At 71.8% G+C, this 22,795-nt stretch carries 23 protein-coding genes; 9 read left to right on the top strand and 14 right to left on the bottom strand.

Annotated elements, in window-relative coordinates:
- Positions 1-14 precede the first annotated feature (14 nt).
- On the bottom strand, positions 15-2,402 hold the full coding sequence (locus ASD62_RS09675; protein ID WP_056915777.1) for a transglycosylase domain-containing protein: 2,388 nt from the start codon (positions 2,400-2,402) through the stop codon (positions 15-17).
- A 250-nt stretch (positions 2,403-2,652) separates the two neighbouring features.
- Between ASD62_RS09675 and ASD62_RS09670 the strand changes: the two genes are divergently transcribed.
- Positions 2,653-2,988 carry a WhiB family transcriptional regulator gene (locus ASD62_RS09670; RefSeq protein WP_056915776.1) on the top strand — a complete coding sequence of 112 codons (336 nt, stop codon included), beginning with the start codon at positions 2,653-2,655 and terminating at the stop codon, positions 2,986-2,988.
- A 90-nt stretch (positions 2,989-3,078) separates the two neighbouring features.
- On the opposite strand, the gene ASD62_RS09665 is transcribed toward ASD62_RS09670, so the two are convergent.
- Genes ASD62_RS09665 through ASD62_RS09655 form a run of 3 tightly spaced genes read right to left on the bottom strand, consistent with a single transcriptional unit; the run spans position 3,079 to position 6,038 of the window.
- Entirely contained in the window at positions 3,079-4,251 is a 1,173-nt protein-coding gene (locus ASD62_RS09665) for an ArsA family ATPase (protein ID WP_056915775.1), read from the bottom strand.
- A complete protein-coding gene (locus ASD62_RS09660) occupies positions 4,251-5,255 on the bottom strand; it encodes an ArsA-related P-loop ATPase (RefSeq protein WP_056915774.1) in 1,005 nt (334 codons plus the stop codon). Before ASD62_RS09660 ends, ASD62_RS09665 begins: the two co-directional genes overlap by 1 nt.
- Positions 5,256-5,264: 9 nt before the next feature.
- Positions 5,265-6,038, bottom strand: a complete 774-nt coding sequence (locus ASD62_RS09655; RefSeq protein WP_056915773.1) for a S9 family peptidase — start codon at positions 6,036-6,038, stop codon at positions 5,265-5,267.
- 36 nt (positions 6,039-6,074) lie between these two features.
- On the opposite strand from ASD62_RS09655, the gene ASD62_RS20090 reads away from it, so the two are divergent.
- The 5 genes from ASD62_RS20090 (at position 6,075) to ASD62_RS09635 (ending at position 9,663) form a co-directional block, all read left to right on the top strand.
- On the top strand, positions 6,075-6,230 hold the full coding sequence (locus ASD62_RS20090; RefSeq protein ID WP_140742397.1) for a DUF4177 domain-containing protein: 156 nt from the start codon (positions 6,075-6,077) through the stop codon (positions 6,228-6,230).
- Between the two features lies 1 nt (position 6,231).
- Positions 6,232-6,708, top strand: coding sequence for a RidA family protein (locus tag ASD62_RS09650; RefSeq protein ID WP_056915772.1), 477 nt, complete (start codon positions 6,232-6,234; stop codon positions 6,706-6,708).
- A 27-nt stretch (positions 6,709-6,735) separates the two neighbouring features.
- Positions 6,736-7,572 carry an NUDIX hydrolase gene (locus tag ASD62_RS09645; protein ID WP_157581420.1) on the top strand — a complete coding sequence of 279 codons (837 nt, stop codon included), beginning with the start codon at positions 6,736-6,738 and terminating at the stop codon, positions 7,570-7,572.
- Positions 7,569-8,390 carry an MBL fold metallo-hydrolase gene (locus ASD62_RS09640; protein WP_056915771.1) on the top strand — a complete coding sequence of 274 codons (822 nt, stop codon included), beginning with the start codon at positions 7,569-7,571 and terminating at the stop codon, positions 8,388-8,390. The genes ASD62_RS09645 and ASD62_RS09640 overlap by 4 nt, the downstream gene beginning before the upstream one ends.
- A gap of 196 nt (positions 8,391-8,586) precedes the next feature.
- Positions 8,587-9,663: a family 16 glycosylhydrolase gene (locus ASD62_RS09635; RefSeq protein WP_056915770.1), complete on the top strand. Its 1,077-nt coding sequence runs from the start codon at positions 8,587-8,589 to the stop codon at positions 9,661-9,663.
- Positions 9,664-9,768: 105 nt separating this feature from the next.
- Here the strand turns inward: ASD62_RS09635 and ASD62_RS09630 are convergent, their stop codons facing one another.
- A complete protein-coding gene (locus ASD62_RS09630) occupies positions 9,769-10,446 on the bottom strand; it encodes a Crp/Fnr family transcriptional regulator (RefSeq protein WP_056915769.1) in 678 nt (225 codons plus the stop codon).
- A gap of 155 nt (positions 10,447-10,601) precedes the next feature.
- Between ASD62_RS09630 and nth the strand changes: the two genes are divergently transcribed.
- The 3 genes from nth to ASD62_RS09615 are packed head-to-tail and all read left to right on the top strand — an operon-like array spanning position 10,602 to position 13,230.
- Positions 10,602-11,315: an endonuclease III gene (gene nth, locus ASD62_RS09625; RefSeq protein ID WP_200956938.1), complete on the top strand. Its 714-nt coding sequence runs from the start codon at positions 10,602-10,604 to the stop codon at positions 11,313-11,315.
- Entirely contained in the window at positions 11,312-12,019 is a 708-nt protein-coding gene (locus ASD62_RS09620; protein WP_082553444.1) for a CoA pyrophosphatase, read from the top strand. Before nth ends, ASD62_RS09620 begins: the two co-directional genes overlap by 4 nt.
- The gene (locus ASD62_RS09615; RefSeq protein WP_056915767.1) at positions 12,019-13,230 is read left to right on the top strand and encodes a MarP family serine protease; all 1,212 of its coding nucleotides are present in this window, start codon (positions 12,019-12,021) and stop codon (positions 13,228-13,230) included. Before ASD62_RS09620 ends, ASD62_RS09615 begins: the two co-directional genes overlap by 1 nt.
- Positions 13,231-13,237: 7 nt before the next feature.
- Here ASD62_RS09615 and ASD62_RS09610 read toward each other — a convergent pair whose 3' ends face one another.
- The 9 genes from ASD62_RS09610 to ASD62_RS09570 form a co-directional block, all read right to left on the bottom strand.
- Positions 13,238-14,152: an alpha/beta fold hydrolase gene (locus ASD62_RS09610; RefSeq protein WP_056915766.1), complete on the bottom strand. Its 915-nt coding sequence runs from the start codon at positions 14,150-14,152 to the stop codon at positions 13,238-13,240.
- A gap of 28 nt (positions 14,153-14,180) precedes the next feature.
- Positions 14,181-14,582: a phage holin family protein gene (locus tag ASD62_RS09605; RefSeq protein ID WP_056915765.1), complete on the bottom strand. Its 402-nt coding sequence runs from the start codon at positions 14,580-14,582 to the stop codon at positions 14,181-14,183.
- 51 nt (positions 14,583-14,633) lie between these two features.
- The gene (gene nhaA / locus ASD62_RS09600) at positions 14,634-15,986 is read right to left on the bottom strand and encodes a Na+/H+ antiporter NhaA (protein ID WP_056915764.1); all 1,353 of its coding nucleotides are present in this window, start codon (positions 15,984-15,986) and stop codon (positions 14,634-14,636) included.
- A gap of 124 nt (positions 15,987-16,110) precedes the next feature.
- Complete coding sequence (locus ASD62_RS09595) at positions 16,111-16,674, bottom strand: NADPH-dependent FMN reductase (RefSeq protein ID WP_056915763.1); 564 nt, start codon at positions 16,672-16,674, stop codon at positions 16,111-16,113.
- A gap of 142 nt (positions 16,675-16,816) precedes the next feature.
- Positions 16,817-17,236, bottom strand: coding sequence for a thioesterase family protein (locus ASD62_RS09590; protein WP_082580672.1), 420 nt, complete (start codon positions 17,234-17,236; stop codon positions 16,817-16,819).
- Positions 17,233-19,674, bottom strand: coding sequence for a bifunctional salicylyl-CoA 5-hydroxylase/oxidoreductase (locus tag ASD62_RS09585; RefSeq protein ID WP_056915762.1), 2,442 nt, complete (start codon positions 19,672-19,674; stop codon positions 17,233-17,235). The genes ASD62_RS09590 and ASD62_RS09585 overlap by 4 nt, the downstream gene beginning before the upstream one ends.
- Positions 19,671-21,347 carry an AMP-binding protein gene (locus ASD62_RS09580; RefSeq protein WP_056915761.1) on the bottom strand — a complete coding sequence of 559 codons (1,677 nt, stop codon included), beginning with the start codon at positions 21,345-21,347 and terminating at the stop codon, positions 19,671-19,673. The genes ASD62_RS09585 and ASD62_RS09580 overlap by 4 nt, the downstream gene beginning before the upstream one ends.
- Positions 21,347-22,306, bottom strand: coding sequence for an acyl-CoA thioesterase II (locus ASD62_RS09575; RefSeq protein WP_200956871.1), 960 nt, complete (start codon positions 22,304-22,306; stop codon positions 21,347-21,349). The genes ASD62_RS09580 and ASD62_RS09575 overlap by 1 nt, the downstream gene beginning before the upstream one ends.
- Positions 22,303-22,788 carry a cupin domain-containing protein gene (locus tag ASD62_RS09570; protein WP_056915760.1) on the bottom strand — a complete coding sequence of 162 codons (486 nt, stop codon included), beginning with the start codon at positions 22,786-22,788 and terminating at the stop codon, positions 22,303-22,305. The genes ASD62_RS09575 and ASD62_RS09570 overlap by 4 nt, the downstream gene beginning before the upstream one ends.
- Positions 22,789-22,795 lie beyond the last annotated feature (7 nt).

Genomic DNA, 22,795 nt, shown 5'->3' with positions numbered 1-22,795 from the left:
TCACGACGCCGAGGTCACGGCTTCTTCGGCTTCGGCGGCTTGGTGGGCTCGCTCTTCGTGGGCGTCGGGTTGGGCTTCGGGGTGTTGCTTGCCCTCGGCGTAGGAGCCTGGGGCACGTACCCGGTCGAGAGGTAGAGACCGATCGTGTCGCCGCGCAGCGCCGTGCCGTTCGGGGACGTGTAGACGACCCGGCCCTGGCCGTAGCCGCTGTTCGTGCTGCCTGCGACCTGCACCTTGAACCCGGCGTCCGTGAGGCGCGCGGTGGCCTCGTCGACGGTCAGGCCACCGACGAACGGGACGGCGACCTTGTCACCGTTCTGGATCTTGTCGCTCGGGGTGTCGAAGTCGCGGATGGGCATGCCCTCCGACGCGCCCTTCATGATGGCCTGCCACACCGGTGCCGAGATGGTGCCACCGAAGACCTCGCCGTAGTAGGTGCCGGCCAGGCTGACGTTCTTCATGCGGAACTGCGTGTAGGGCGTGCCGACCCAGACCGCGGTCGCGAGCTGGGGCGTGTAGCCGACGAACCACGACTGGTAGTGGTTGTCCGTGGTGCCGGTCTTGCCGGCGGCCGGGCGGGAGCCGAGGCTCGCGCCGGTACCGGTGCCGTTCTTGATGACGCCGGTGAGGAGCTCGGTGGCGCCCTTGGCGACGTCGGGGTCGATGACCTGCTTGCACGGCGTCGGGTTGAGCTTGATGGCCTTCTTGTCGTTCGTCGTGATCGACAGGATGGGGTTGGGCTTGCAGTACTTGCCGTTGGCGGCCAGGGTCGCGTAGCTCGCAGCCAGGGTCAGCGGGGTCGCCGTGCCGGCGCCGAGAGTGACGGCGGCCGGGCTGCACAGGATGGGCTCGCCGTACCCGTTGTGCAGGCCCATCGTCGTCATCATGTTGCGGACGTTCGGGGTGCCGAGCTTGAGGACCAACGACGCGAACGCGGTGTTGACCGACTTGGCGGTGGCGGTCTTCAGCGGGATCGGCTTGCCGCCGATCGCCTCGTCGTTGCGCACCTCCCAGTTGCCCTGGTCACCGCACTTGCCCTGCTCCTGCGGGGAGTAGACCGCCGGCTGCTTCGTGGTGGCGAACTTCGACGGGATGGTGCCGTTGACCGACTGGCCGCGCTTGAGCGCCTCGACGATCGCGTACATCTTGGCGGTCGACCCGAACTGGAAGCCGTTCTCGCCGCCGTACTCACGGTCGACGTTCCAGTTGAGGCCGGTGAGGCCCTTGGTCTCGCTGCCCTTGCCGGTCGTGTACGTGGTGTTCTGCACCATCGCGACGACCTTGCCGGTGCCCGGCTGGACGATCGCCGCGGCGGCGCCGATGTGCTCGTCGTTGCCGACGGGGACCCGCTTGGTGAGCTGCTTGCGGGCCAGCTCCTGGGTCGTCGGGTTGAGCGTCGTCTGGATCGTCAGGCCGCCCTGCGTGATGTTCTTGATCCGCTCGGGGACCGTCTTGCCCAGCTCCGGCATGGTCTTGAGGTAGGCCATGACGTAGTTGCAGAAGTACGGCTCACGCGAGGCCGCGCAGTTGCTCAGGGGGTCCTTGCGCTTGAGCATCTTCTTGACCGGGATGGCCTTGGCGTTCTTCCAGGCCTTGTCGCCGATGATCCCGAGGTCGTGCATGCGGTCGAGCACGACGTCGCGCCTGGCCTGCGCGCGCTCGGGGTTGTTGATCGGGTCCGTGCGGCTGGGGTTCTGCACCAGGCCGGCCAGGAGCGCGGCCTGCGGGATGTTGAGGTCCTTGGCGGAGATGCTGAAGTAGTGCTGTGCGGCAGCCTCGACGCCGTAGGCCAGGTCGCCGTAGTAGGCGAGGTTCATGTAGCCCTGGAGGATCTGGTCCTTGGTCATCTCCTTCTCGAGGGTGACCGCGTACTTGATCTCCTGGATCTTGCGGGCGGCGCTGACGCGGACGGCGGCCTTCGCGGCCTCCTCGTCGTTGTTGCGCAGCGCGTTCTCCTGCAGCGTGAGCTTGACGTACTGCTGGGTCAGGGTGGAGGCGCCCTGGGTGTCGCCGCCCTGCGCGTTGGAGACCATCGCGCGGGCGATGCCGCGCGGGTCGACCCCGCCGTGCTCGTAGAAGCGGCTGTCCTCGATCGCGATCTGCGCCTTCTGCATGATCGGCGCGACGTCCTTGAGGTTGACGATGATCCGGTTCTCCTCCTGGGGGGTCGCGAGGACCTTGCCCTGGGCGTCGACGATCTTCGACTGCTGCGACAGGGCGGAGGCGGTGAACTCGCCCGGCAGGTCGTCGAAGGCGGTCACCCCCGAGGTCGCCGCCGTGCCCGTCGCCCCCACCGCGGGGATCAACAGTCCAGCCGCCAGCAGGCCCATGACCATCGCCGTGGCGACGAAGGCTCCGAGCAAACTGAGGACATTACCGAGGTTGGTGGCGCGACCGTGCATGGGCACAGGGTAACCGGCTCATCTGGATGGACCCGGGTTCGCGCGGCGGGGAGTCGCTGACCTGCGGGAATGCCCTCGCGGAGCGGACGCTACGAGGTGGTTCGGAATGACTAGTCCCTTTGGCCCTCGCAGAACTACACGAATGGGCCATGTCGTTGCAGTCCCCACCTTCCTATCGTTTCTCAAACATTGGAACAGTCATGAGGCGCAACCGCAGCCGCCTTGTTCTGCAGCATCTGGAGGCACTGAGATGACGATCGCACCAGCGCGACCCACCCGATCGGGTGCGGCGGATACTGGATGGGTCGAGGACTGGGCGCCCTTGGGCTCCTGCTCCACCGCCGACCCCGACGCCCTCTTCGTCCAGGGAGCCGCCCAGCAGACCGCCAAGGTCGTCTGCCAGCGGTGCCCGGTCATCGCCGAGTGCCTCGCCGACGCCCTCGACAACCGCACCGAGTTCGGTGTCTGGGGAGGGATGACGGAGCGCGAGCGCCGCGCCCTGCTCAAGCGCCGCCCCAACATCACCTCCTGGGCGAACCTGTTCGCCGCGGCCCGTGGCCAGTCCCGGGACGAGGAGAGCGCCTGACCCCGTCCGCACAGCACGACCCCGCACGACCGAGCCCGAGCCGGCGCCTTCCCCCCGAGGCGGCCGGCTCGTCGGCGTTCCAGGGTGGGCTCAGCCCCCGGTGAGGGAGGCCGCCACCGCGCGCAGCCCGGTGAGGTCGTGGATGTCCTGGGCCGCGGCCGGCACCTCCACGAGGGGTATGCCGGGGTGCCCGGCGGTGAACCGGCTCACCTGCCGCTCCTGCCGCTCGGCGGTCTCGGCGAGGGCGGCGTGCAGGCGCAGCAGTCCCTCGGTCTCGGCGCTGGTCGCGCTGCGGTCCGGGCCCTCCGCGTCGGCGAGCTGGTCGGCGGCGGCCAGGGCCCGTGAGGCGCGCAGCGACGGTGCGGCCACCCGCTGGATGCGGTTGACGACGAGTCCGGCGAGCGGCATGTGCTCCTCGTCGAGGCGCCCGGCGAAGTACGACGCCTCCCGCAGCGCGTCGCGTTCGGGGGCGGCCACGACGACGAACGCCGTCTCGGAGTTCTTGAGCAGCGCGTAGGTCTGGTCCGCGCGCTCGCGGAACCCGCCGAACATGGTGTCGAGCGCCGCCACGAAGGTCTGCACGTCCTGGAGGAGCTGCCCGCCGAGCAGCTTGGACATCGTGCTCGTCACCATCGTCACGCCGACGCTGAACACCTTGAAGCCGGCTCGCCCCCCGGCCTTGGCCGGGGCGGTCATCAGCCGGATGAACCGGCCGTCGAGGAAGGACCCCAGGCGCTTGGGCGCGTCGAGGAAGTCCAGCGCCGAGCGCGACGGCGGGGTGTCGACGACGACGAGGTCCCACCGCCCGGTGCGGTCGGCCTCGGCCCGCAGCTGGCCGAGCTTCTCCATCGCCATGTACTCCTGCGTCCCCGCGAACGAGCTCGACACGGCTTGGTAGAACGGGTTCGCGAGGATCTGGGCGGCCTTCTCCGGGGTGGCGTGCTGCTCGACCACCTCGTCGAAGGTGCGCTTCATGTCGAGCATCATCGCGTCCAGGGAGCCGCCCCCGGCGCCGGCGCCCTCGACGGGGCGCGGGGTGTTGTCGAGCTCGGTCAGCCCGAGCGACTGGGCCAGGCGCCGGGCCGGGTCGATGGTGAGGACGACGACCCTGCGACCGTGCTCGGCGGCCCACAGGCCCATGGCCGCCGCCGTCGTGGTCTTGCCGACGCCGCCGGCGCCGCAGCAGACGACGATGCGGGTGGCCGGGTCGGTGAGCAGCGCGGCGACGTCGAGGGCGTGCCCGGTGGTGGTGCGGGCGGCCATCAGATCATCCCCTGCTCGGCGACGGCGTCGGCGAGGACGGAGATGCCGCCGCCCTCGGTGCCCTCGGGCAGGAGCGGCAGGCGGACCGTGAGGCGCCCCTGCTCGGCGAGGATCGCGTCCTGCTCGCGTTCGAGGGCCACCCGGTCCGCGTGCTGGCCGGCGTCGACGAGCAGGCCGGCAACGACACCGGCGGTCGCCTTGACGCCCACGGACGCGAGGTCCGCGGCGACACCCTCGGCGAGCTTGGCCGTGCGGCCGCCCCGCACCGACCGCAGGGCCTTGTCGGACAGGAGCGGGTCGCGCAGCTGGTTGACGACGATCGCCCCGAGGGGCAGGTCGGCCGCCCGCAGGTCCCTGAGGGCGTCGACGGTCTCCTGGACCGGCATCTCCTCGAGCAGCGTCACCACGTGGACCGCGGTCGTGTGGCTGCGCATCATCCGGGTGATCGAGTCGGCCTGGCTGTGGATCGGCCCCACCTTGGCCACGTCGGCCACCTCGGCGTTGACGTTGAGGAACCGCACCACGCGCCCGGTCGGTGGGGCGTCGAGCACGACCGCGTCGTACGCGAGGGCACCCGAGCGCCCGGCCCGGCGCCCGGCGGCCTCGTAGACCTTGCCGATGAGCAGGACGTCGCGCAGGCCTGGCGCGATGGTGGTCGCGAAGTCGACCGCCCCGAACTTGTCGAGCAGGCCCATGGCCCGGCCCACCTTGTAGAACTTCTGGAGGTACTCGCCCAGCGACTGCTTGGCGTCGACGGAGATCGCCCAGACCTCACCGCCGCTGCGGTCGTGGACGACCCGCGTCTCGGTGTGGCCGAGCGGCGGGACGTCGAACGTCTGCGAGATGCCCTGCCGCTCCTCGACCTCGACCAGTAGGACGCGCTTGCCCTGCCGCGACAGCCCGAGGGCCAGGGCGGCTGCGACGGTCGTCTTGCCGGTGCCGCCCTTGCCCGTCACCACGTGCAGGCGGACCTTGGACAGGTCGGGCAGGGCGCGCTCTGGCATGCGCCCAGACTAGGAGGCGAGCAGGTCCACCGCCGCGGCGACCTCGGCGAACGCCGGGTGCTCCGGGTCGATCAGCCCGTAGTGGCCCCCGCCGGCCACGGGGGTGAGGCGCACCGACGGGCCGCGGTGCGCCGCGGCATACCGCTCGCTCAGCTCGAAGGGCACCACGTCGTCGTCCCGCGCGTGCACGAGCACGACGGGGACGGACGGCGGCAGGACCGCCGGGTCGGCGGCGGCATACGCCTGCGGCACCTCCTCGGGGGAGCCCCCGAGGAACGCCGGTATGGCGTCGCCACCCACCTGCGTCGCCGCTCCGTGCGCGAGGTCCACGACGCCGGCGAGGCTCACGGCCCCGCGCAGCCCGTGCGCCCACGGCTGGGCGGCGGCCCACGTGACGAGCTGACCCCCCGCGGAGTGGCCGACGAGCACGGGCGGGTGGGCGAGGTCGGGGTCGCGGCGGATGGCGGTGAGGGCTGCAGCGACGTCCTGTGCGGTGCCGGGCCAGCCACCACCGGGCATGCCGGGCCTGCGGTACTCGACCACGGCGACGGGGTAACCCGCGTCGGCGAAGGCCTGGGCCTGGCGGCTGGCGTGGCCCCGGTCGTACTCCGCCCGCCAGAAGCCGCCGTGCACGACGACGACGGTCAGCGAGCGCGTGAGGCGCTTCGGGAGGCGCACGTCGTAGACCTGCGCGTCGTCGTCGCCGTAGGACGTCGTGCGGGTCGGTGGGGCCGCCCGCTCGTCGAGGACCTCGATGGGGCTCCGGTCCGCAGCAGTGGCCATGCACCCATCCTGCCAGCGGTGGCTAGGCTGCGGACCATGCAGAAATGGGAGTACGCGACCGTGCCGCTGATCGTGCACGCGACCAAGCAGATCCTCGACCAGTGGGGTGAGGACGGCTGGGAGCTCGTCCAGGTCCTCACCGGTCCCGACGGCAACGGACTGGTCGCCTACCTGAAGCGGGAGAAAGCCTGACATGAGCAGAGTCGAAGACCGTCTGGCCGAGCTCGGCCTGACCGTGCCCGAGGTCGCCAAGCCGGTGGCTGCCTACGTCCCCGCGATCCAGGACGGACGCCGGATCTACACCTCCGGGCAGCTGCCCATGGTGTCCGGAGCCCTGGCCGAGACCGGCAAGGTCGGCGTGGGCGAGGGCCTGGTGTCCCCGGAGCGGGCCGCCGAGCTCGCGCAGATCTGCGCGCTCAACGCCATCGCCGCCGTCAAGGGCCTCGTCGGCGACCTCGACAAGGTGACCCAGGTGGTCAAGCTCGTCGGGTTCGTGGCGTCCGACCCCTCGTTCACCGGCCAGCCCGGGGTCATCAACGGGGCCAGCGAGCTCATGGGCAAGGCCTTCGGGGACGCCGGCATCCACGCCCGGTCCGCCGTCGGTGTGGCCGTGCTGCCGCTCGACGCCCCCGTCGAGGTCGAGATCGTCGTCGCCCTCGCGGACGACTGAGCAGCCGAGACCCGAGGTACTGACGCGGTGCTCCGCGACTTCCCGATCAGCGAGTCACCGTCCCTGCGCGCGCGCATCGACGAGTGGCTCGCTGATCCGGACCCCTCGTCCTCCCCGACGCCACGGCTCGCGGCGACCGTGATGTTCGTCCGTGATGCGGCGGCCGGCGTGGAGGTGTTCATGCTCCGACGGGTCGCGACGATGGCGTTCGCCCCACGGATGATGGTGTTCCCCGGTGGTGGCGTCGACAGCCGCGACGCCGAGGAGTCGCTGCCGTGGGCGGGCCCCTCGCCCGCCGAGTGGGCCTCCCGCCTGCGCGTGGACGAGAGCCGTGCCCGGGAGCTCGTCGCCGCCGCCGTGCGCGAGGTGTTCGAGGAGTGCGGGGTCCTGCTCGCGGGCCCGACGCCCGACTCCATCGTCGAGGACGTCGCGAGCGAGCACTGGCGTGAGCAGCGCCGCCGCCTGCTCGACCGCGAGGCGTCGCTGTCCCAGGTCCTGCAGGAGCACGGCCTCCTGCTGCGCTCGGACCTGCTCGGCTACCGCGCCCACTGGGTGACCCCGGTGTTCGAGGCCCGCCGCTACGACACGCGCTTCTTCACCGCCGCCGTCCCTTCCGGCCACCGTGCCGACGACCAGACCACCGAGGCGGACCTCGCGGCCTGGGTGCGCCCCGCCGAGCTGCTGCAGGCGTGGGAGAGCGGCGAGGCGCTGATGCTTCCACCCACCGTCGTGGCCGTCGAGGAGGTGGCCGCCGCCGCGTCCGCGGCCGAGTTCATCGCCGAGCAGCCCGTCATCGAGACCGTCCAGCCCGAGCTCGTCGACACCGGTTCCGGCCTGGTGATGCGGGCCGACCTCCCGCGATGAGTGCGGTCGCGCCTGCCCCCTCGGCGGCGCCAGGGGAGTGGCGCGGAGGCCAGGTGACCGACCGGGCGCTGTGCGTCCTGTGCCCCAACCCCAGCCCGATGACCCTCGACGGCACCAACACCTGGGTGCTGCTCGAACCCGGCTCCAGCGAGGCCCTCGTCATCGACCCCGGCCCGCTGCACGAGCCCCACCTGCAGGCCGTGGTCGCGGCGGTCGCCGACCGCGGCGCCCGCGTGGCCCAGACGATCCTCACCCACGGCCACGCCGACCACGCCGAGGGTGCCGGGCGCTTCGCCGAGCTCACCGGCGCCCCCACCCGCGTGGTTGGCCGCGGCCACGACGACCTCGGCGACGGCGCCGTCGTCTCGGCCGGCGGGCTCGAGCTGCGGGTCGTGGCAACCCCCGGGCACACCTCCGACTCCCTGTCGTTCGCGCTCCCCGCCGACCACGCCCTCCTCACCGGCGACACGGTCCTGGGCCGCGGCACCACGGTGGTCGCGCACCCCGACGGTGAGCTGGCGGCATACCTCTCGTCGTTGGAGCGGATCGCGGCGCTCACCGGGGATGGCGCCGTGACCTCGATCCTGCCCGGTCACGGACCGGTCGTGCCCGACGCCTCGGCCATGGTCGCCTTCTACCGGCAGCACCGGGCCGAACGGCTCGAACAGGTGCGGCAGGCGCTCGCGGACGGTGCCGCGCAGGCGGCCGACCCGGTCCGGGCCGTGGTCGAGACGGTGTATGCCGACGTTCCCCGCGAGGTCTGGCCGGCGGCGGCCCAGAGCGTGGCAGCGCAGCTGGAGTACCTGGGCGCTCGTTGAGCGGCGCGCCCACAACCCGCGGTCGAGGTATTCCGGTACCGGGATCCGGTCGTCGAACACCTCGAACCGCCGAAGCAGGGGTGAGTGCTCGACGCTCACAGCACGGTGCGCCCTCCCGGCACAAGGGGAGTGCTCCCTATGGACCTTCGGCAAGGGGCTCCCTAGCCTCGGGCTTCCACACCAAGGGGGAGAAAACATGATCAAACGCACGCAGAGGAACCGGCTGGCAGCAGGCGTCGTCCTGGCCACGTTCGCCACGGCGACCGTGGCGGCCACGACCACGCTGGCTGGCAACGCGGCAGGGGCCGGTACCGCGGCACGGGCCGGGGACCAGCAAGCGGCGGCAGCGAAGGGCTGGAAGCCCGCCTGGCACTCGGAGTTCGGGTCGCCCAGGTCGCAGTGGCCGACCGCGTGGAGGAAGGTCGAGGACGCACCCCTCTCCGCCTGGGGCACCAAGGACAGGGTGGTCGTCTCGCCGGGGAAGTCCCAGGCGCGCAACCTGGCCAAGAACGTGGATCTTGCCAACGGGAAGCTGGTCATCACGACGCGTCGCCTGTGTGCCAAAGTGGCTCCGACGTCAGAGACGGACTTCTCGTGGCTGGCGGACAGCAAGCCTTCGGTCAAGGCGTGCAGCGGCGCGCGCAAGGTGCCGGTCTACACCTCCGGCCGACTGCAGATGGAGGCGGCGGCCTACCAGGCTTCCGGCGCCGCGGTGCGGATGGACTTCAGGGCCACCCTGCCGTCCGACCCGGCGACCGGGACGCGGCAGGCGTTGTGGGCCAACAACGCCCAGCCCTACTGCTCCTACGACGGGAAGACTGTCACGGTCACGAACCTCGGGGAGGTGGACGCCGTGGAGTGGTACGGCAACAAGCCCGGCGCTTCGTACTCGACGACGCACATGTCGTGCGCCACGAACGGGGCGCATCCCGGCCGCACCTTGCGCCGCGAGCACCAGGACCCGGTGAAGGCGGGGTCGACCCACACGTGGACGGTGATCAAGCGGGGGAACACGGCCACGTACCTGCTCGACGGCAAGGCGGTGGAGGAGAAGGAGGCCAAGGCCATCGACAGCTGCCGCAAGGCACCCTTCACCGTGCCGGACACCGCCAGCTGCGCGACGATCATGCGGTCCCCGTGGATGACGATCCTCCAGGGAGAGGTCTTCGCCGGGAAGTACAAGGCGGCCAACCGCCAGAGCGGCCCCAACGACAAGGCGGCATTCCCGGTCCAGAAGCTCAAGGTCGACTGGGTACGCGTCTACACCGGCTGACCCTCGGCGCTCGTTGGTTCGATGTGGACACGGCGGGAGATCCGGGCGTGTCCACATCGAACCCGTGGGCGCGGGCCGAGCGGGCGGGCGCGAGGTGGGTACGGGCTAGCGGGCGCGGCGCTTGAGGCGCTCGACGTCCATGATGAGCACGGCCCGGGCCTCGAGCCGGAGCCAGCCACGGGTCGCGAAGTCGGCCAGGGCCTTGTTGACCGTCTCGCGGGAGGCGCCGACCAGCTGGGCGAGCTCCTCCTGGGTGAGGTCGTGGGCGACGAGGATGCCCTCCTCGACCGGACGGCCGAACCGGGCCGAGAGGTCGAGCAGCGCCTTGGCGACGCGGCCGGGGACGTCGGTGAAGACGAGGTCGGCAAGGTTCTCGTTGGTGCGGCGCAGGCGCTGGGCCAGCGCGGCGAGCAGGACCTTGGCGACGGCGGGGCGGCCGTTGAGCAGGCCGTTGAGGTCCTCGTTGCCGATGCCGAGCAGCTGGGTCTCGGCGACCGCGGTGGCAGTCATCGTGCGCGGGCCGGGGTCGAACAGGCTGAGCTCACCGAACATCTCGCCCGGGCCGAGGATGGCGACGAGGTTCTCGCGCCCGTCGCTGCTGCGTCGACCGAGCTTCACCTTGCCCTCACGGATGACGTAGAGACGGTCGCCCTGGTCGCCCTCGGAGAAGAGCACGTCGCCGCGCTCGAGGCGCGTCTGCGTCATCGACTGCATCAGCGTCGAGGACGCCTCCTCGTCGAGGGCAGCGAACAGCGGGGCTCTTCTCACCACATCGTGATCCACGGGCGACAGTGTGCCACGTCGTCGTCAGGCCCGACCCGTAGGCTGAACGGGTGTCCGAGACCGCCCGCAAGCCTGCCCGTACGCCTGCCCGCAAGCCTGCCTCCACACCGCTCCGGGAGGAGTCGCCGGTCGCGCTCACCCGGCGGGCCCGGCGGATGTACCGCGAGCTCCACGAGCACTATCCGTACGCCCACTGCGAGCTCGACTTCGAGAACCCGCTGCAGCTCCTCGTCGCCACGGTGCTGTCGGCCCAGACGACCGACGTCATGGTCAACAAGGTGACGCCGCAGCTCTTCGCGCGCTACCCCGACGCGGCGGCGCTGGCCGGCGCCGACCGGGAGGAGATGGAGGCGCTGCTCAGGCCGACCGGCTTCTTCCGCGCCAAGACCAACTCGGTGATGAAGCTCGGGGCCGAGCTCGTCGAACGCTTCGACGGGGAGGTCCCGCCCCGGATGAAGGACCTCGTGACCCTGCCGGGCGTCGGCCGCAAGACCGCCAACGTCGTGCTGGGGAACGCGTTCGGCATCCCCGGGATCACGGTCGACACCCACTTCGGACGGCTCGTTCGCCGGTTCGGCTGGACCGACGAGGAGGACCCGGTCAAGGTCGAGTCGGCCGTGGGTGCGCTGATCCCGCGCAAGGAGTGGACGATGCTCTCCCACGTCCTGATCTTCCACGGCCGGCGCACCTGCCATGCGAAGAAGCCAGCCTGCGGCGCCTGCCCGATCGCGCGCCTCTGCCCCTCCTACGGAGTGGGCGAGACCGACCCGGCCAAGGCCGCGAAGCTGCTCAAGTTCGAGCTCGCCCCCGGTGCCGACAACCCGTATGCCGCGCCGGTCGCCGACGTCGTGGAAGCCGGCCGGGCGTGAGCGAGGGTCCCCCCGCGCACGCCCGTCCCGCGTGGATCGACCGTGCCCACCAGGGCATCTCGAGCGCCGACAGCGGCTTCTTCGATCGGTTCGCCCCGCCCCCAGCGGGTGGCCGCCGCTCCAGCGTCCTCATCCTCTTCGGGCCGAACCCGGCCGGTGGCGAGGACGTCGTCCTCACCGAGCGTGCCCACACCCTGCGCACCCAGCCCGGTGACATCTCCTTCCCCGGCGGCAAGCGCGAGCCGCACGACGCCTCCGACGCGGCGGCCGCCCTGCGGGAGGCGCAGGAGGAGGTCGGGATCGACCCGGACACGGTCGACGTGGTCGCCGAGCTGCCCGAGATCTACCTCAGCCCCCGCAGGTTCGTCGTCACCCCCGTGCTGGCGTGGTGGCGCGAGCCGGGGCACGTGGACGGCATCGACCCCGGGGAGGTGCACCGGGCGGTGCGGGCGCCGCTGGCCGACCTGCTCGACCCCTCGGCCCGCTTCACCGTGACCCACCCCAGCGGGTACGTCGGGCCGGGGTTCGAGTTCGACGGGCTGTTCGTCTGGGGGTTCACCGCGGGCTTGTTGTCGGCCGTGCTCGATTTCGGCGGGCTGACCCTCCCGTGGGACCGTAGTGTCGAGCGGCCGCTCCCCGAGCGCTACCAGCCCGGTGGACGGCGTGACGCCCTGACCCAGACCGCGACGGAAGGCCGAGCCTGATGTTCCTCGGACTCTCCGTCCTGGACCTGCTCCTCATCGTGCTGCTGCTCAGCTACGCCGTGACCGGGTACCGGCAGGGCCTGGTGGTCAGCGTCCTGTCGCTCGCAGGGTTCCTCAGCGGTGGGGCGATCGCCATGTGGCTGCTGCCCATCGCCATCGGTTCGTGGAACGACCTGCAGAGCTCGCCGCTGCTGCGGTCCGTCGTGCTCATCGCCGGGGTGTTCATCCTCGCCTCGGCCGGCCAGGCCCTCGCCGTGACCGTGGGTGGCAGCCTCCGCTCGAAGCTCAAGGTCAAGCCCGCCCAGCGGTTCGACTCCGCGCTCGGCGCGGTCGCCGTCGTGGTCTCGGCGTCGGTCCTCGTGTGGTTCATCGCCGGTGCGCTGCGCGGTGGCGCCCCAGCCCCGATCGCCAAGGCCATCGGCGAGTCCAAGGTCCTGAGCACGATCGACTCCGTGGTGCCGCCAGGCACCTCTCGCCTGTTCGCCGGCTTCCGCGAGGTGCTCGACCGTGAGGGCTTCCCGCGCGTCTTCGACGGCCTCGAGGCCGAGCGCATCGCCCCGGTCGACCCGCCCGACGACGCCGTGGCCCAGTCGCAGGGCGTGCGCGCCGCGGCCTCGTCGATCATCAAGATCACCGGCGTCGCCACCTCCTGCAACCGCGGCCAGGAGGGCAGTGGCTGGGTGGTCGCACCCGAGCGGGTCGTGACCAACGCCCACGTGGTCGCCGGTATGGAGCGCGCGACCCTGCGCATCCACGGCACCGGCCGCTCCTACACCGGGCAGGTCGTGGTGTTCGACGCCCGCCGCGACCTCGCGGTGCTCGCGGTGCCCGGACTGCCCGCCGACCCGTTGCAGCAGGGCCCCGACCTGGCCCGCGGCGACAGCGGGGTCGTCGCCGGGTTCCCCCTGGACGGTCCCTACCAGCTCGACGCCGCCCGCGTCCGTGAGGTCGTCGACGCCCGTGGCTCCGACATCTACGGACGTCCCGGCACCAGCCGCGAGGTCTACTCCCTCTTCGCCAAGGTCCGGCCCGGCAACTCCGGCGGCCCGCTGCTGTCGACCGACGGCAAGGTCGTCGGTGTCATCTTCGCGAAGTCGCTCGACGACGACAGCACCGGTTACGCCCTGACGATGGACGAGGCCAGGCCGGTCCTCGACGCGGCCGCGAGCGCCTCGAGCCCGGTGGGCACCGGCGCCTGCGTCGCCGGTTGAGGTTCGCTCAGGCGGGGAGGCCGTCGAGCCAGCGGACGAGGTGGTCGCTCACCACGTCCGGCGCCTCCTCGGGGAGGAAGTGCCCCGCGCCCGGCACCAGGGCGCGCTCGTAGGGGCCCGTGCAGTACGCCTGGGAGCCGCCGGCGGTCGCCCGGAGCACGGCGCCGTCGCGCTCACCGTGCAGCTGCAGCACCGGCACCGTGATCGGCTTCTTCATGGTCGCGGCGAACCGCCAGCCGTCGGGACGGGCCTGGCTGCGCACCAGCCAGCGGTAGTACTCGGCGGCGGAGTGGGCGACGAACGGCAGGGCCATCGCGTCGGCGTAGACCTTGGCCTCCTCCGGCGAGGGCCAGATGCCCTCCGGCGAGGCCCACTCGCGCAGCAGCCGCTGCACGTAACCGCCGTGCACCGTCATCTGCCTTTCGGGGACGAACGGACGCTGCAGCCCGCCGAGGTAGGCGTTGGCCCTGGCCTGGCGGGGACTGCTGAAGGACGCCTTCCGGAAGACGAGGGGGTGCGGCATCGACAGCGACGCGACCGCTCGCGTCACCGTGGGCTGCAGCACGGGCATGCTCCACGCGATCCAGCCGCCCCAGCCGTGGCCGACGACCGCCGCCCGTGACGCCCCGAGGGACCTCAGGACGCTGGCGACGTCCGTGGCCGAGGTCCGGGTGTCGTACCCGCGCGGGGGCTTGTCCGACGCGCCATACCCGCGCAGGTCCATCGCGCACGCGCGGTAGCCGGCGTCGGCGAGCGCCTGCATCTGGTGCCGCCACGCCCACCAGAACTGCGGGAAGCCGTGCAGGAGCAGCACGACCGGTCCCTCGCCCTGCTCGGCGACGTGGAAACGCGCACCGTTGGCCGCGACGAAGCGGTGCTCCCACGGCCCGTCGATCAGGGCCATCGAGGCATCGGGAGTCATGCGGGGAGTATGCCGTGCGGCCGGGTCCTCAGTCGCTGGACTTGAGGGCCTGGACCGTCTCCTGGGCGTTCTTGATGGTGCGCTCGGGCTTGCCGTTGATGTTGGCGATGTTCCGCTTGCCGACCAGCGCCAGCACGGCGGCGACGGCGAAGAGCAGCCCGGTGGTGATGAGGTAGCCGGCCCACTCGGGCAGCCAGATGTCGAGCACGGCCACGATCGTGTGGAACAGGAAGATCAGGCCCAGCAGGCCGACGAAGGCCGCCGCCCCGAACATCGCGGCGCTCTTGCCCGCGGTCTTGGCCTCGGTGGTGATCTCCGCCTTCGCGAGGGCGATCTCGCTGCGGACGATCGTGGACAGGTCGTGGGTGGCGTCGGCCACCAGCTGTCCGAGCGTGCGCTCGGGGCTTCCCTGGGTGGACTGGGTGGCCATAGGTGCCCTCACCTCTGCTTCCGTGGCTGCCGGGGTTCCGGCGTCCCAACCCTAACCGCGTGGGCGGCCCGTCACATCCGCGCCCGCGTCCCTGCCCTGGAACGCGTCGGGGATGCCGTCGCCGTCGTCGTCCCGGGACTCCAGCTCCTCGAGCCGCCGGTACACCCGGTTGCGGGTCCTCAGCACGCCGGTCGCGAGCACGGCCGCGAGGAGCGACCCGGCGAGGACCCCGAGCTTGACGTGCTCGTCGCGGGGGCTGCCGGCGCCGAAGGCGAGCTCGCCCACGAGCAGCGACACGGTGAAGCCGATGCCGGCGAGCAGGGACAGGCCGACGACGTCCCACCAGGCGAGGTCGTCGTCGAGCTCGGCCCGCGTGAAGCGGGCGAACGCCCACGTCCCGCCGAAGACACCGACGAGCTTGCCCAGCACCAGCCCCAGCACCACGGCGAGCGCGGCCTCGTCGGCGAGCGTGTCGCCGAACCCGCCCCCGACCACCCGGACCCCGGCGGCGAAGAACGCGAACACCGGGACGGCGACCCCGGCCGACAGGGGCCGCAGCCGGTGCTCGAACCGCTGGGCCACGTCGACGTCCGCGTCCAGGGTGCTGAGCCGGGGCACCGAGGCACGCGGTCGCACCGGCACGACCAGGCCGAGCAGGACGCCGGCGACGGTGGCGTGGATCCCCGAGGCGTGCACCAGGCCCCACGTGGCGAGCGCGAGCGGCAGGAGCAGCCACCACCGGGCGATCCGACGCTGCGTCAGCCACGCGAACCCGGCCAGCGGCAGCAGGGCGAGGCCGAGCAGCGCGAGGTCGAGGCTTTCGGTGTAGAAGATGGCGATGATCGTGATGGCGACGAGGTCGTCGACCACGGCAAGGGTCAGCAGGAAGCTGCGCAGGGCCGAGGGCAGGTGCGTCCCGATGACCGCGAGGACGGCCAGGGCGAACGCGATGTCGGTGGCCGTCGGGATCGCCCAGCCGCGGAGGGCGTCGCCGTCGGCGCCCAGGAAGGTGACGGTCACCGCATACACGACTGCGGGGAGGGCGACGCCGCACAGCGCGGCGGCGACGGGCAGGGCCGCCTTCGCGGGGGTGCGCAGCTCGCCGACGAGGAACTCGCGCTTGAGCTCGAGCCCGGCGACGAAGAAGAAGATCGCGAGCAGGCCGTCGGCCGCCCACTGGCCGAGGGTGAGGTCGAGGTGCAGCACGTGCGGGCCGACCGTGAGGTCACGCAACGACGAGTAGGCCTCGAACCACGGGGAGTTCGCCCAGACGAGAGAGGCCACGGCGGCGGCGAGCAGGAGGGCGCCGCCGACGGTCTCGGTGCGCAGCGCGCCGGCGACGTGCTGCGCCTCGTGCCACGTGGTGCGGGCGAAGAGTCGGGGACGCAGGGGGTTCAGGCTCACGAAGGGCCTTTCGGGGTCGTCGGCAACGTCAAGACGCTGCCCACGAGCGCGGCAGCGACGCCGACCAGACTTCCCGGCTCACCACGTCAAGGGTATCGGGAGTGGCCGGCAGGGGCTGCGGCGTTCAGCTCGCGGACCGGGCGCCTGCGACCAGCTCGGCGAGCATCGCGCCGAGCGCCGCCTGCGCCGCGTCGTCCGCCCCGACCTCGCCCTCCTGGGTGAGGGTCTGCCCGAAGGAGAGCCCCGGTCCGTCGACGACCGTCATCTTCACGCGTTCGAGCGTCTGGCGCAGCGCCGACTTCGCGTACGACGCACCGTGCCAGCCGTACCCGACCAGACCGACGGGCAGCCCCTCCCACTCGGCGTAGAGGTAGTCGATCGCGTTCTTGAGGGCCGCGTTGTAGCCGCGGTTGTACTCCGGCATGACGAGGACCAGGGCATCGGTCGCCGACATGGCCGCGGACCAGCGGCGGGTGTGGTCGTGCGTGTAGTTGCCGTCGGCGGGCTGCCCCGGCTCGTCGAGGAACGGCAGGGCGATCTCACGCAGGTCGTGGACCGTCACCTCGACCGGGCGCCCGTCCGGTGCGGTGAGGCCGTCGAGCGCCTCGACCACCCAGGCGGCGACGTGGTGCCCGATGCGGGTCGGACGGGTGCTGGCGATGACGACGGACACGCGGACGGGAGCCATGCCGGAAGCCTAGGGCCGGCCCTCCCGGCTCCCCCTCCTCGTTCGCCCCTCCTTCTCTTCCGCGCTTTGGGTGCCTGGACGGTCGGGAATCCGACCGTCCAGGCACCCGAAGCGGCAAGAGAGAGCCGGGGTCGGGGTTGCCTCAACCGCGCAGACGCTGCACCCAGTCGGTGGGCCAGGGCGCGCTCGTCGGCCGCCCGGGCCCGGTGCGGTCGAGGTGGACCGTGACGTAGCGCCCCTTGGCCGCCCGGACCCGTTCGGCGCCCTCGAAGGCCTCGCCCCAGACCTCGAACGAGAACGTCATCGACGACGTGCCGAGCTCGGTGACCGCCACCGTCGTCGTCACCTCCTGCCCGAAGAACAGCGGGGCCTCGAAGTCGGCCTCGAACCGGACTCGAGGGGCGACCGGGAAGTAGCCGTCCAGGCCGCGCTCGCGCACCAGCGCGGCCTCGGTGGCCTCGACCAGCCTGGTGACCGTGCTGTTGTGGTAGATCCCGGCGGCGTCGGTGTCGATCCACTCGATGCGGGCTCGCTGCGTCGCGCTGGCGATGGGTTCCGTCACGCCGACACGGTCTCAGGCGCAGGCGTCCCCGTCGTGGACGGGCGCCAGCGCAGGTGGACGTCCTGTGCCTCGCCGTCACGCAGGAGGGCCAGCCGCGGCGGGACCTTGTCGGTGCGCGAGGTCGGGGGACGGCGACGACCGGCGACCCACTGCACCGGCCACTGCGCCCCCGGGCCGGTGTGCTCCTGCTCGGCGGCGGCGTGCAGCGTCCACATCGGGTCGTAGAGGTGGGTGCGGCCCAGGGCGCAGAGGTCGGCGCGCCCCGCGAGCAGGATCGAGTTGACGTCGTCGTGCGACGAGATCGCGCCCACCGCGATGACCGCGACCCCCGCCGGCCGGGCGACCTCGTGGCGGATCCGGTCGGCGAACGGCGTCTGGTACGACCGGCCGAACGCCGGCTTCTCGTCCTTGCTCACCTGGCCCGAGGACACGTCGATCGCGGCCGCGCCGTGCTCGATGAAGGCCCGGGCGATCTCGACGGCGTCGTGCTCGGTGTTGCCGTCCGGCATCCAGTCCGTGGCGGAGATGCGGACGGTGACCGGCACGCCGTCCGGCACGGCTCCGTGCACGGCGTCGAACACCTCGAGGGGGAAGCGGAGCCGGTTCTCCAGCGAGCCGCCGTACTCGTCGGTGCGGACGTTGGAGATCGGTGACAGGAAGGACGACAGCAGGTAGCCGTGCGCGGCGTGCACCTCGACGAGGTCGAACCCCGCCTCGATGCCACGACGGGCGGCGTCGCGGAAGTCGTCGACGACGCTGTTCATGTCGGCGCGGGTCATCTCGCGGGGGACGTGGCAGCCCTCGCCGTAGGGGAGCGCCGAGGGCCCGACGACCTCCCAGTTGTCCTCGGCGAGCGGCTCGTCCATGCCCTCCCACATGAGCCTGGTCGAACCCTTGCGCCCCGAGTGGCCCAGCTGCAGCCCGATCCGGCCGGTGCTGTGGCCGTGCACGAAGCTCGTCACGCGCGCCCAGGCGTCGCGCTGCTCGTCGTTCCACAGACCGGGGCACCCCGGTGTGATCCGGCCCTCGGGCGAGACGCAGACCATCTCCGACATGACGAGGCCGGCGCCGCCGAGGGCCTTGGAGCCCAGGTGCACGAGGTGGAACTCGCCGGGCACGCCGTCGACGGCGGAGTACATGTCCATCGGGGACAGCACGATCCGGTTCTTGAGCTCCAGCGCGCCGATCCGCGTGGGCTGGAACATCGCGGGCGCCGACTCGTCGACCTCGCCGGCGACCGGGCCGCCAGGGCCGTGGGTCGCACCTGCGCCCGCACCCACCTGCCGCGCGAACGCGCCCTGGATGCGTGCGGCGAACTCGGTGTCGCGGTCCTTGAGGTTCTCGAAGGTGATCCGGCGCGAGCGGGTCAGCAGGTTGAAGACGAACTCGTCGGGGTCCTGGTCCGCGTACATGCCGATGTTCTCGAACCACTCGAGGCTGGCCTGCGCCGCACGCTGGGTCGACTCGACGACCGGCTTGCGCTCCTCCTGGTATGCCGCGAGAGCCGCCCCGACCGTGGGGTGCTCGTGCAGGCAGGCGGCGAGCGCCAGGGCGTCCTCCATGGCGAGCTTGGTGCCCGACCCGATGGAGAAGTGGGCCGTGTGTGCCGCGTCGCCGAGCAGGACGACGTTGCCGTCGTGCCACCGCTCGTTGCGGACCGTCGTGAAGCTCAGCCACTTGGAGTTGTTCGTCAGGATGTGGTGACCACCGAGGTCGTCGGCGAAGAGCTCGGCGACCCGCTCCACGGCATACTCGTCGGACACCCCGGGAGGGAACACCTCGCCCTCGGTGCGGTCGAGGCCGGCCCGGCGCCAGACGTCCTCGTGCATCTCGACGATGAACGTCGAACCCTTGTCGGAGTACGGGTAGCCGTGGATCTGCATGGTCCCGAACTCGGTGTTCCGGACGATGAACTGGAAGGCCTCGAAGACCAGGTCGGTGCCGAACCAGATGTACTTGTTGTGGCGGCGGTCGAGGCTGGGGCCGAACACTTCGGCATACCGGGTCCGCACGGCCGAGTTGAGGCCGTCGGAGGCGACGACGAGGTCGTACTCCGCGCGCAGCTCGTCCGTGTCGGGGGCGTCGGTCCGGTAGTGGACCTCCACACCGAGCTCGGCCACCCGGGCCTGGAGGATGCGCAGCAGCTCCTTGCGGCTCATCGCCGCGAACCCCTGGCCGCCGATGGTCGACGAACGCCCGTCGATGGCGACGTCGATGTCGGTCCACCGGGCGAACTGCTGCTCCATCGCGCCGTAGATCACGGTGTCGGCGCTCTCGATCCCGCCGAGCGTCTCGTCGGAGAACACCACCCCGAACCCGAAGGTGTCGTCGGGGGCGTTGCGCTCCCAGACGGTCACCTCGTGCCCGGCGTCGAGCTGCTTCATCAGCGCGGCGAGGTACAGGCCTCCCGGCCCCCCGCCCACGATCGCGATCCTCATGAGGTCTCCTGCTCGGTGCGGACGGTCAGGTCGCGCAGCTTGAAGTGCTGGAGCTTGCCGCTGGTGTTGCGCGGCAGCTGGTCGACGAAGCGCACGCGGCGCGGGTACTTGTAGGGGGCCAGCGTCGCCTTGACGTGGTCCTGGATCTCGCGGGCCTTGGCGTCGTCGCCGACGACGCCCTCGCGCAGGACGACGAACGCGCTCACGACCGATCCGCGTTCGGCGTCGGGTTCTCCCACGACGCCGGCCTCGACCACGTCGGGGTGTCCGTCGATCGCGGCCTCCACCTCGGGTGCGCCGATGTTGTAGCCCGAGGACACGATCATGCTGTCGGTGCGGGCACGGTAGAAGAAGTAGCCGTCCTCATCCTGCACGAAGGTGTCGCCGGTGACGTTCCAGCCGTCGACGACGTACCCGAGCTGCCGGTCGTCGTCGAGGTAGCGGCAGCCCACCGGCCCGATGACGGCGAGCCGGCCCTCGGTGCCGGGGGCGACGGGTCGGTCGTCGGGTCCGAGGATGGTGGCGCGGTAGCCGGGGACCGGCTTGCCCGTGCTGCCGGGGCGGATGTCGTCGCCGGCCGCGGAGATGAAGATGTGCAGCATCTCGGTGGCACCGATGCCGTCGACGATCGCCAGCCCGAGCTCGGAGCGGATCTGCTCCCAGACCTCCTGCGGGATGTGCTCGCCGGCGCTGACCGCCGTCCGCAGCCCGGCCAGCCTGGGCAGGTGGCCGGCCTTGATGATCTGCTTGTATGCCGTGGGGGCCGTGGCGAGGACGGTCACCCCGTGCTCCTGCACCAGCTCCGCGAGCTGGGCAGGCGTCGCCTGCTCGGTGACCAGCGCGCAGGCACCGGCCCGCAGCGTGAACACGACGAGCATGCCGAGGCCGAAGGTGAAGGCGAAGGGTGCGGTGCATGCGACGACGTCGTCCTCGGTGAGGCGCAGGACGTGCCGGCCGAAGGTGTTGTCGATCGAGAGCACGTCGCGGTGGAAGTGCGTGGTGATCTTGGGGACACCGGTGCTGCCCGAGGTCGGCCCGAACAGTGCGACGTCATCGGCTGCGGTGTCGACGGCGGTGAACTCCCCGGACTTCGCAGTCACGCGTCGGGTGAGGTCCTCGTCGGTGTCGCCCCCGAAGGGGACCACGACCAGCTCGGGGGCGACCGTTTCACGAACCGTCTCGACGTCCTCGGTGAACCGGTGGTCGACGAGCGCGATGCCGGGCCGGGTCTTCTCGACGATCGGGCCGAGCTCGCGGGCCCGCAGCGCCGCCATCGTGGTGACGACCACCCCACCGGCCTTGAGGACGCCCAGCCACGCAGCCACCGTCCACGGGTTGTTGGGCGAGCGAAGGAGCACCCGGTTGCCGGGCACCAGCCCGAGGTCGTCGGTCAGGACCGCGGCGACCTGGTTGACCGTGCGCTGCAGCTCGCCGTAGCTCCAGACCGTCCCGTCCGGTGCCCGCAGGGCAGGGCGGTCGGCGCCGAGCCGGGCGACGGTGGCGTCGAGCAGCTCCACGGCGGCGTTGACCCGCTCGGGGTACTGCAGGTCCGGTGTCGTGAACTCCAGCACCGGCCACTGGTCCGCGGGCGGGAGGTGGTCACGCGCGAAGGTGTCGGTGTACCCGCTCGGCGAGAGGGCGGCGGGGGCGGGGGTGCTCGGAGTGGGCGACATCAGTGACCTCCCGGGGTGGCGCGGATCATGCCTTCCTGGACGACGGTCGCGAGGTGCTCGCCGTCGGGGGTGAAGAAGCGGCCGAGGCCGACACCGCGACCGGAGTCGGCGGCCACCGCCTCCTGCGCGTAGAGCAGCCAGCCGTCGAGCACGCCGGGCTCGGGTGCGCGGTGGAACCACATGGCGTGGTCGAGGCTCGCCGTCACGAGACCCGGCTGCGCCCACGGGAGGCCGAGGACCCGCAGCACCGGCTCGAGGATCGTGTAGTCGCACACGTAGGCGAGGGCGGCGAGGTCGCGCTGGGCGTCGGTGAGCCCCTCGACCGGACGCAACGCGTCGAACGGCTTGACCCACAACGCCTGGTGGGGCGTGCTGCCCCCGTCCACCTCGAGGTAGACCGGCCCCGGCACGTGCCGCATGTCGAAGCTGCGGCCGCCCGACCAGTACGCCCTGGCCTCCTCCGTCATCGTCGAGTCCCCTCCCGGCGCCCGGTCCGCGAGGTATGCCGCGGTGCTGGGCAGCGTGTCCGGTGCGGGGACGCCGGGGGCCGGCTGCGCGGCATACGAACCTCCGGGCTCGCCGGCGGCGAAGCTGGCGAGGCAGGTGTAGGCGGCCTTGCCGTTCTGGAAGGCGCGGACCTGGCGGGTGGCGTAACCGCGCCCGTCGCGCAGCACCTCGACCTCGTAGGTGACCGGTGCGCCGATGTCGACCGGGCGCATGAAGTACGAGTGCATCGAGTGCATGGTCTTGCCGTCGGTCACGGTCAGCATCGCCGCGGCCGCCGCCTGGGCGACCATGTCGCCGCCGTACGCCTTGGGCCACGGGCACGGCTGCGTCGTCGCGGCGAAGGCGACGTCGAAGTGCTGCGCGGCGACAGGAACCAGCTCCAGCGCGCGAGTGAGGATCTCGGACGTCGGGGCGGGGTCTGGCTCGGAGCCCACGGGGCCTGCGGTCGTCACGGGCGGTCCACCCAGTGGCGCAGGTCGGTGTCGGCGACCTGGTCGAGGTTGACGACGATGTTCTCCGGGGTGCGGGTCGTCATCCAGGTCAGCGGGTTGTTGCGGTCGAGGTTGCACTCGACGTGCGGCATGAACGGCGGCACGAACACCCAGTCGCCCTCGGCCATGTCGAGGTAGTCCTCGAAGCGCTCGCCGAAGTAGATGCGGGCCCGGCCGGACAGGACGTAGCCGCCGGTCTCCGCCTCGCCGTGGTGGTGCGGCACCGAGCGGTAGCCGGCCTCGTTGCTCACCTTGCCGAACCACAGCCGCTGGGCCGGGGTGTGCTGGATGCTCACGCCGGAGATGCGGCTGGCGCCCCCGGACTGACCGGTGTCGCCGACCTCGCTGCCGCCGCGGGTGACCACGGGAACGACCAGGCCCGACTCGTTGGCGTACACCGAGTTGTCTCCCATGAGCTGGTACTTGCTGAAGTCGGGTTCCACGGTGGTC

Source organism: Phycicoccus sp. Root563, assembly GCF_001427915.1.
GTDB lineage: Bacteria > Actinomycetota > Actinomycetes > Actinomycetales > Dermatophilaceae > Pedococcus.
The sequence above is the reverse complement of the archived record's forward strand: the minus strand, read 5'-3'. Positions and strand labels throughout refer to the sequence as shown.

Excerpts from the sequence above, each read along its gene's own strand:
- ASD62_RS09675 (WP_056915777.1), bottom strand. The coding sequence starts at position 2,402 with ATGCACGGTCGCGCCACCAACCTCGGTAATGTCCTCAGTTTGCTCGGA.
- ASD62_RS09670 (WP_056915776.1), top strand. The coding sequence starts at position 2,653 with ATGACGATCGCACCAGCGCGACCCACCCGATCGGGTGCGGCGGATACT.
- ASD62_RS09665 (WP_056915775.1), bottom strand. The coding sequence starts at position 4,251 with ATGGCCGCCCGCACCACCACCGGGCACGCCCTCGACGTCGCCGCGCTG.
- ASD62_RS09660 (WP_056915774.1), bottom strand. The coding sequence starts at position 5,255 with ATGCCAGAGCGCGCCCTGCCCGACCTGTCCAAGGTCCGCCTGCACGTG.
- ASD62_RS09655 (WP_056915773.1), bottom strand. The coding sequence starts at position 6,038 with ATGGCCACTGCTGCGGACCGGAGCCCCATCGAGGTCCTCGACGAGCGG.
- ASD62_RS20090 (WP_140742397.1), top strand. The coding sequence starts at position 6,075 with ATGCAGAAATGGGAGTACGCGACCGTGCCGCTGATCGTGCACGCGACC.
- ASD62_RS09650 (WP_056915772.1), top strand. The coding sequence starts at position 6,232 with ATGAGCAGAGTCGAAGACCGTCTGGCCGAGCTCGGCCTGACCGTGCCC.
- ASD62_RS09640 (WP_056915771.1), top strand. The coding sequence starts at position 7,569 with ATGAGTGCGGTCGCGCCTGCCCCCTCGGCGGCGCCAGGGGAGTGGCGC.
- ASD62_RS09635 (WP_056915770.1), top strand. The coding sequence starts at position 8,587 with ATGATCAAACGCACGCAGAGGAACCGGCTGGCAGCAGGCGTCGTCCTG.
- nth (WP_200956938.1), top strand. The coding sequence starts at position 10,602 with ATGTACCGCGAGCTCCACGAGCACTATCCGTACGCCCACTGCGAGCTC.
- ASD62_RS09615 (WP_056915767.1), top strand. The coding sequence starts at position 12,019 with ATGTTCCTCGGACTCTCCGTCCTGGACCTGCTCCTCATCGTGCTGCTG.
- ASD62_RS09610 (WP_056915766.1), bottom strand. The coding sequence starts at position 14,152 with ATGACTCCCGATGCCTCGATGGCCCTGATCGACGGGCCGTGGGAGCAC.
- ASD62_RS09605 (WP_056915765.1), bottom strand. The coding sequence starts at position 14,582 with ATGGCCACCCAGTCCACCCAGGGAAGCCCCGAGCGCACGCTCGGACAG.
- ASD62_RS09595 (WP_056915763.1), bottom strand. The coding sequence starts at position 16,674 with ATGGCTCCCGTCCGCGTGTCCGTCGTCATCGCCAGCACCCGTCCGACC.
- ASD62_RS09585 (WP_056915762.1), bottom strand. The coding sequence starts at position 19,674 with ATGAGGATCGCGATCGTGGGCGGGGGGCCGGGAGGCCTGTACCTCGCC.
- ASD62_RS09580 (WP_056915761.1), bottom strand. The coding sequence starts at position 21,347 with ATGTCGCCCACTCCGAGCACCCCCGCCCCCGCCGCCCTCTCGCCGAGC.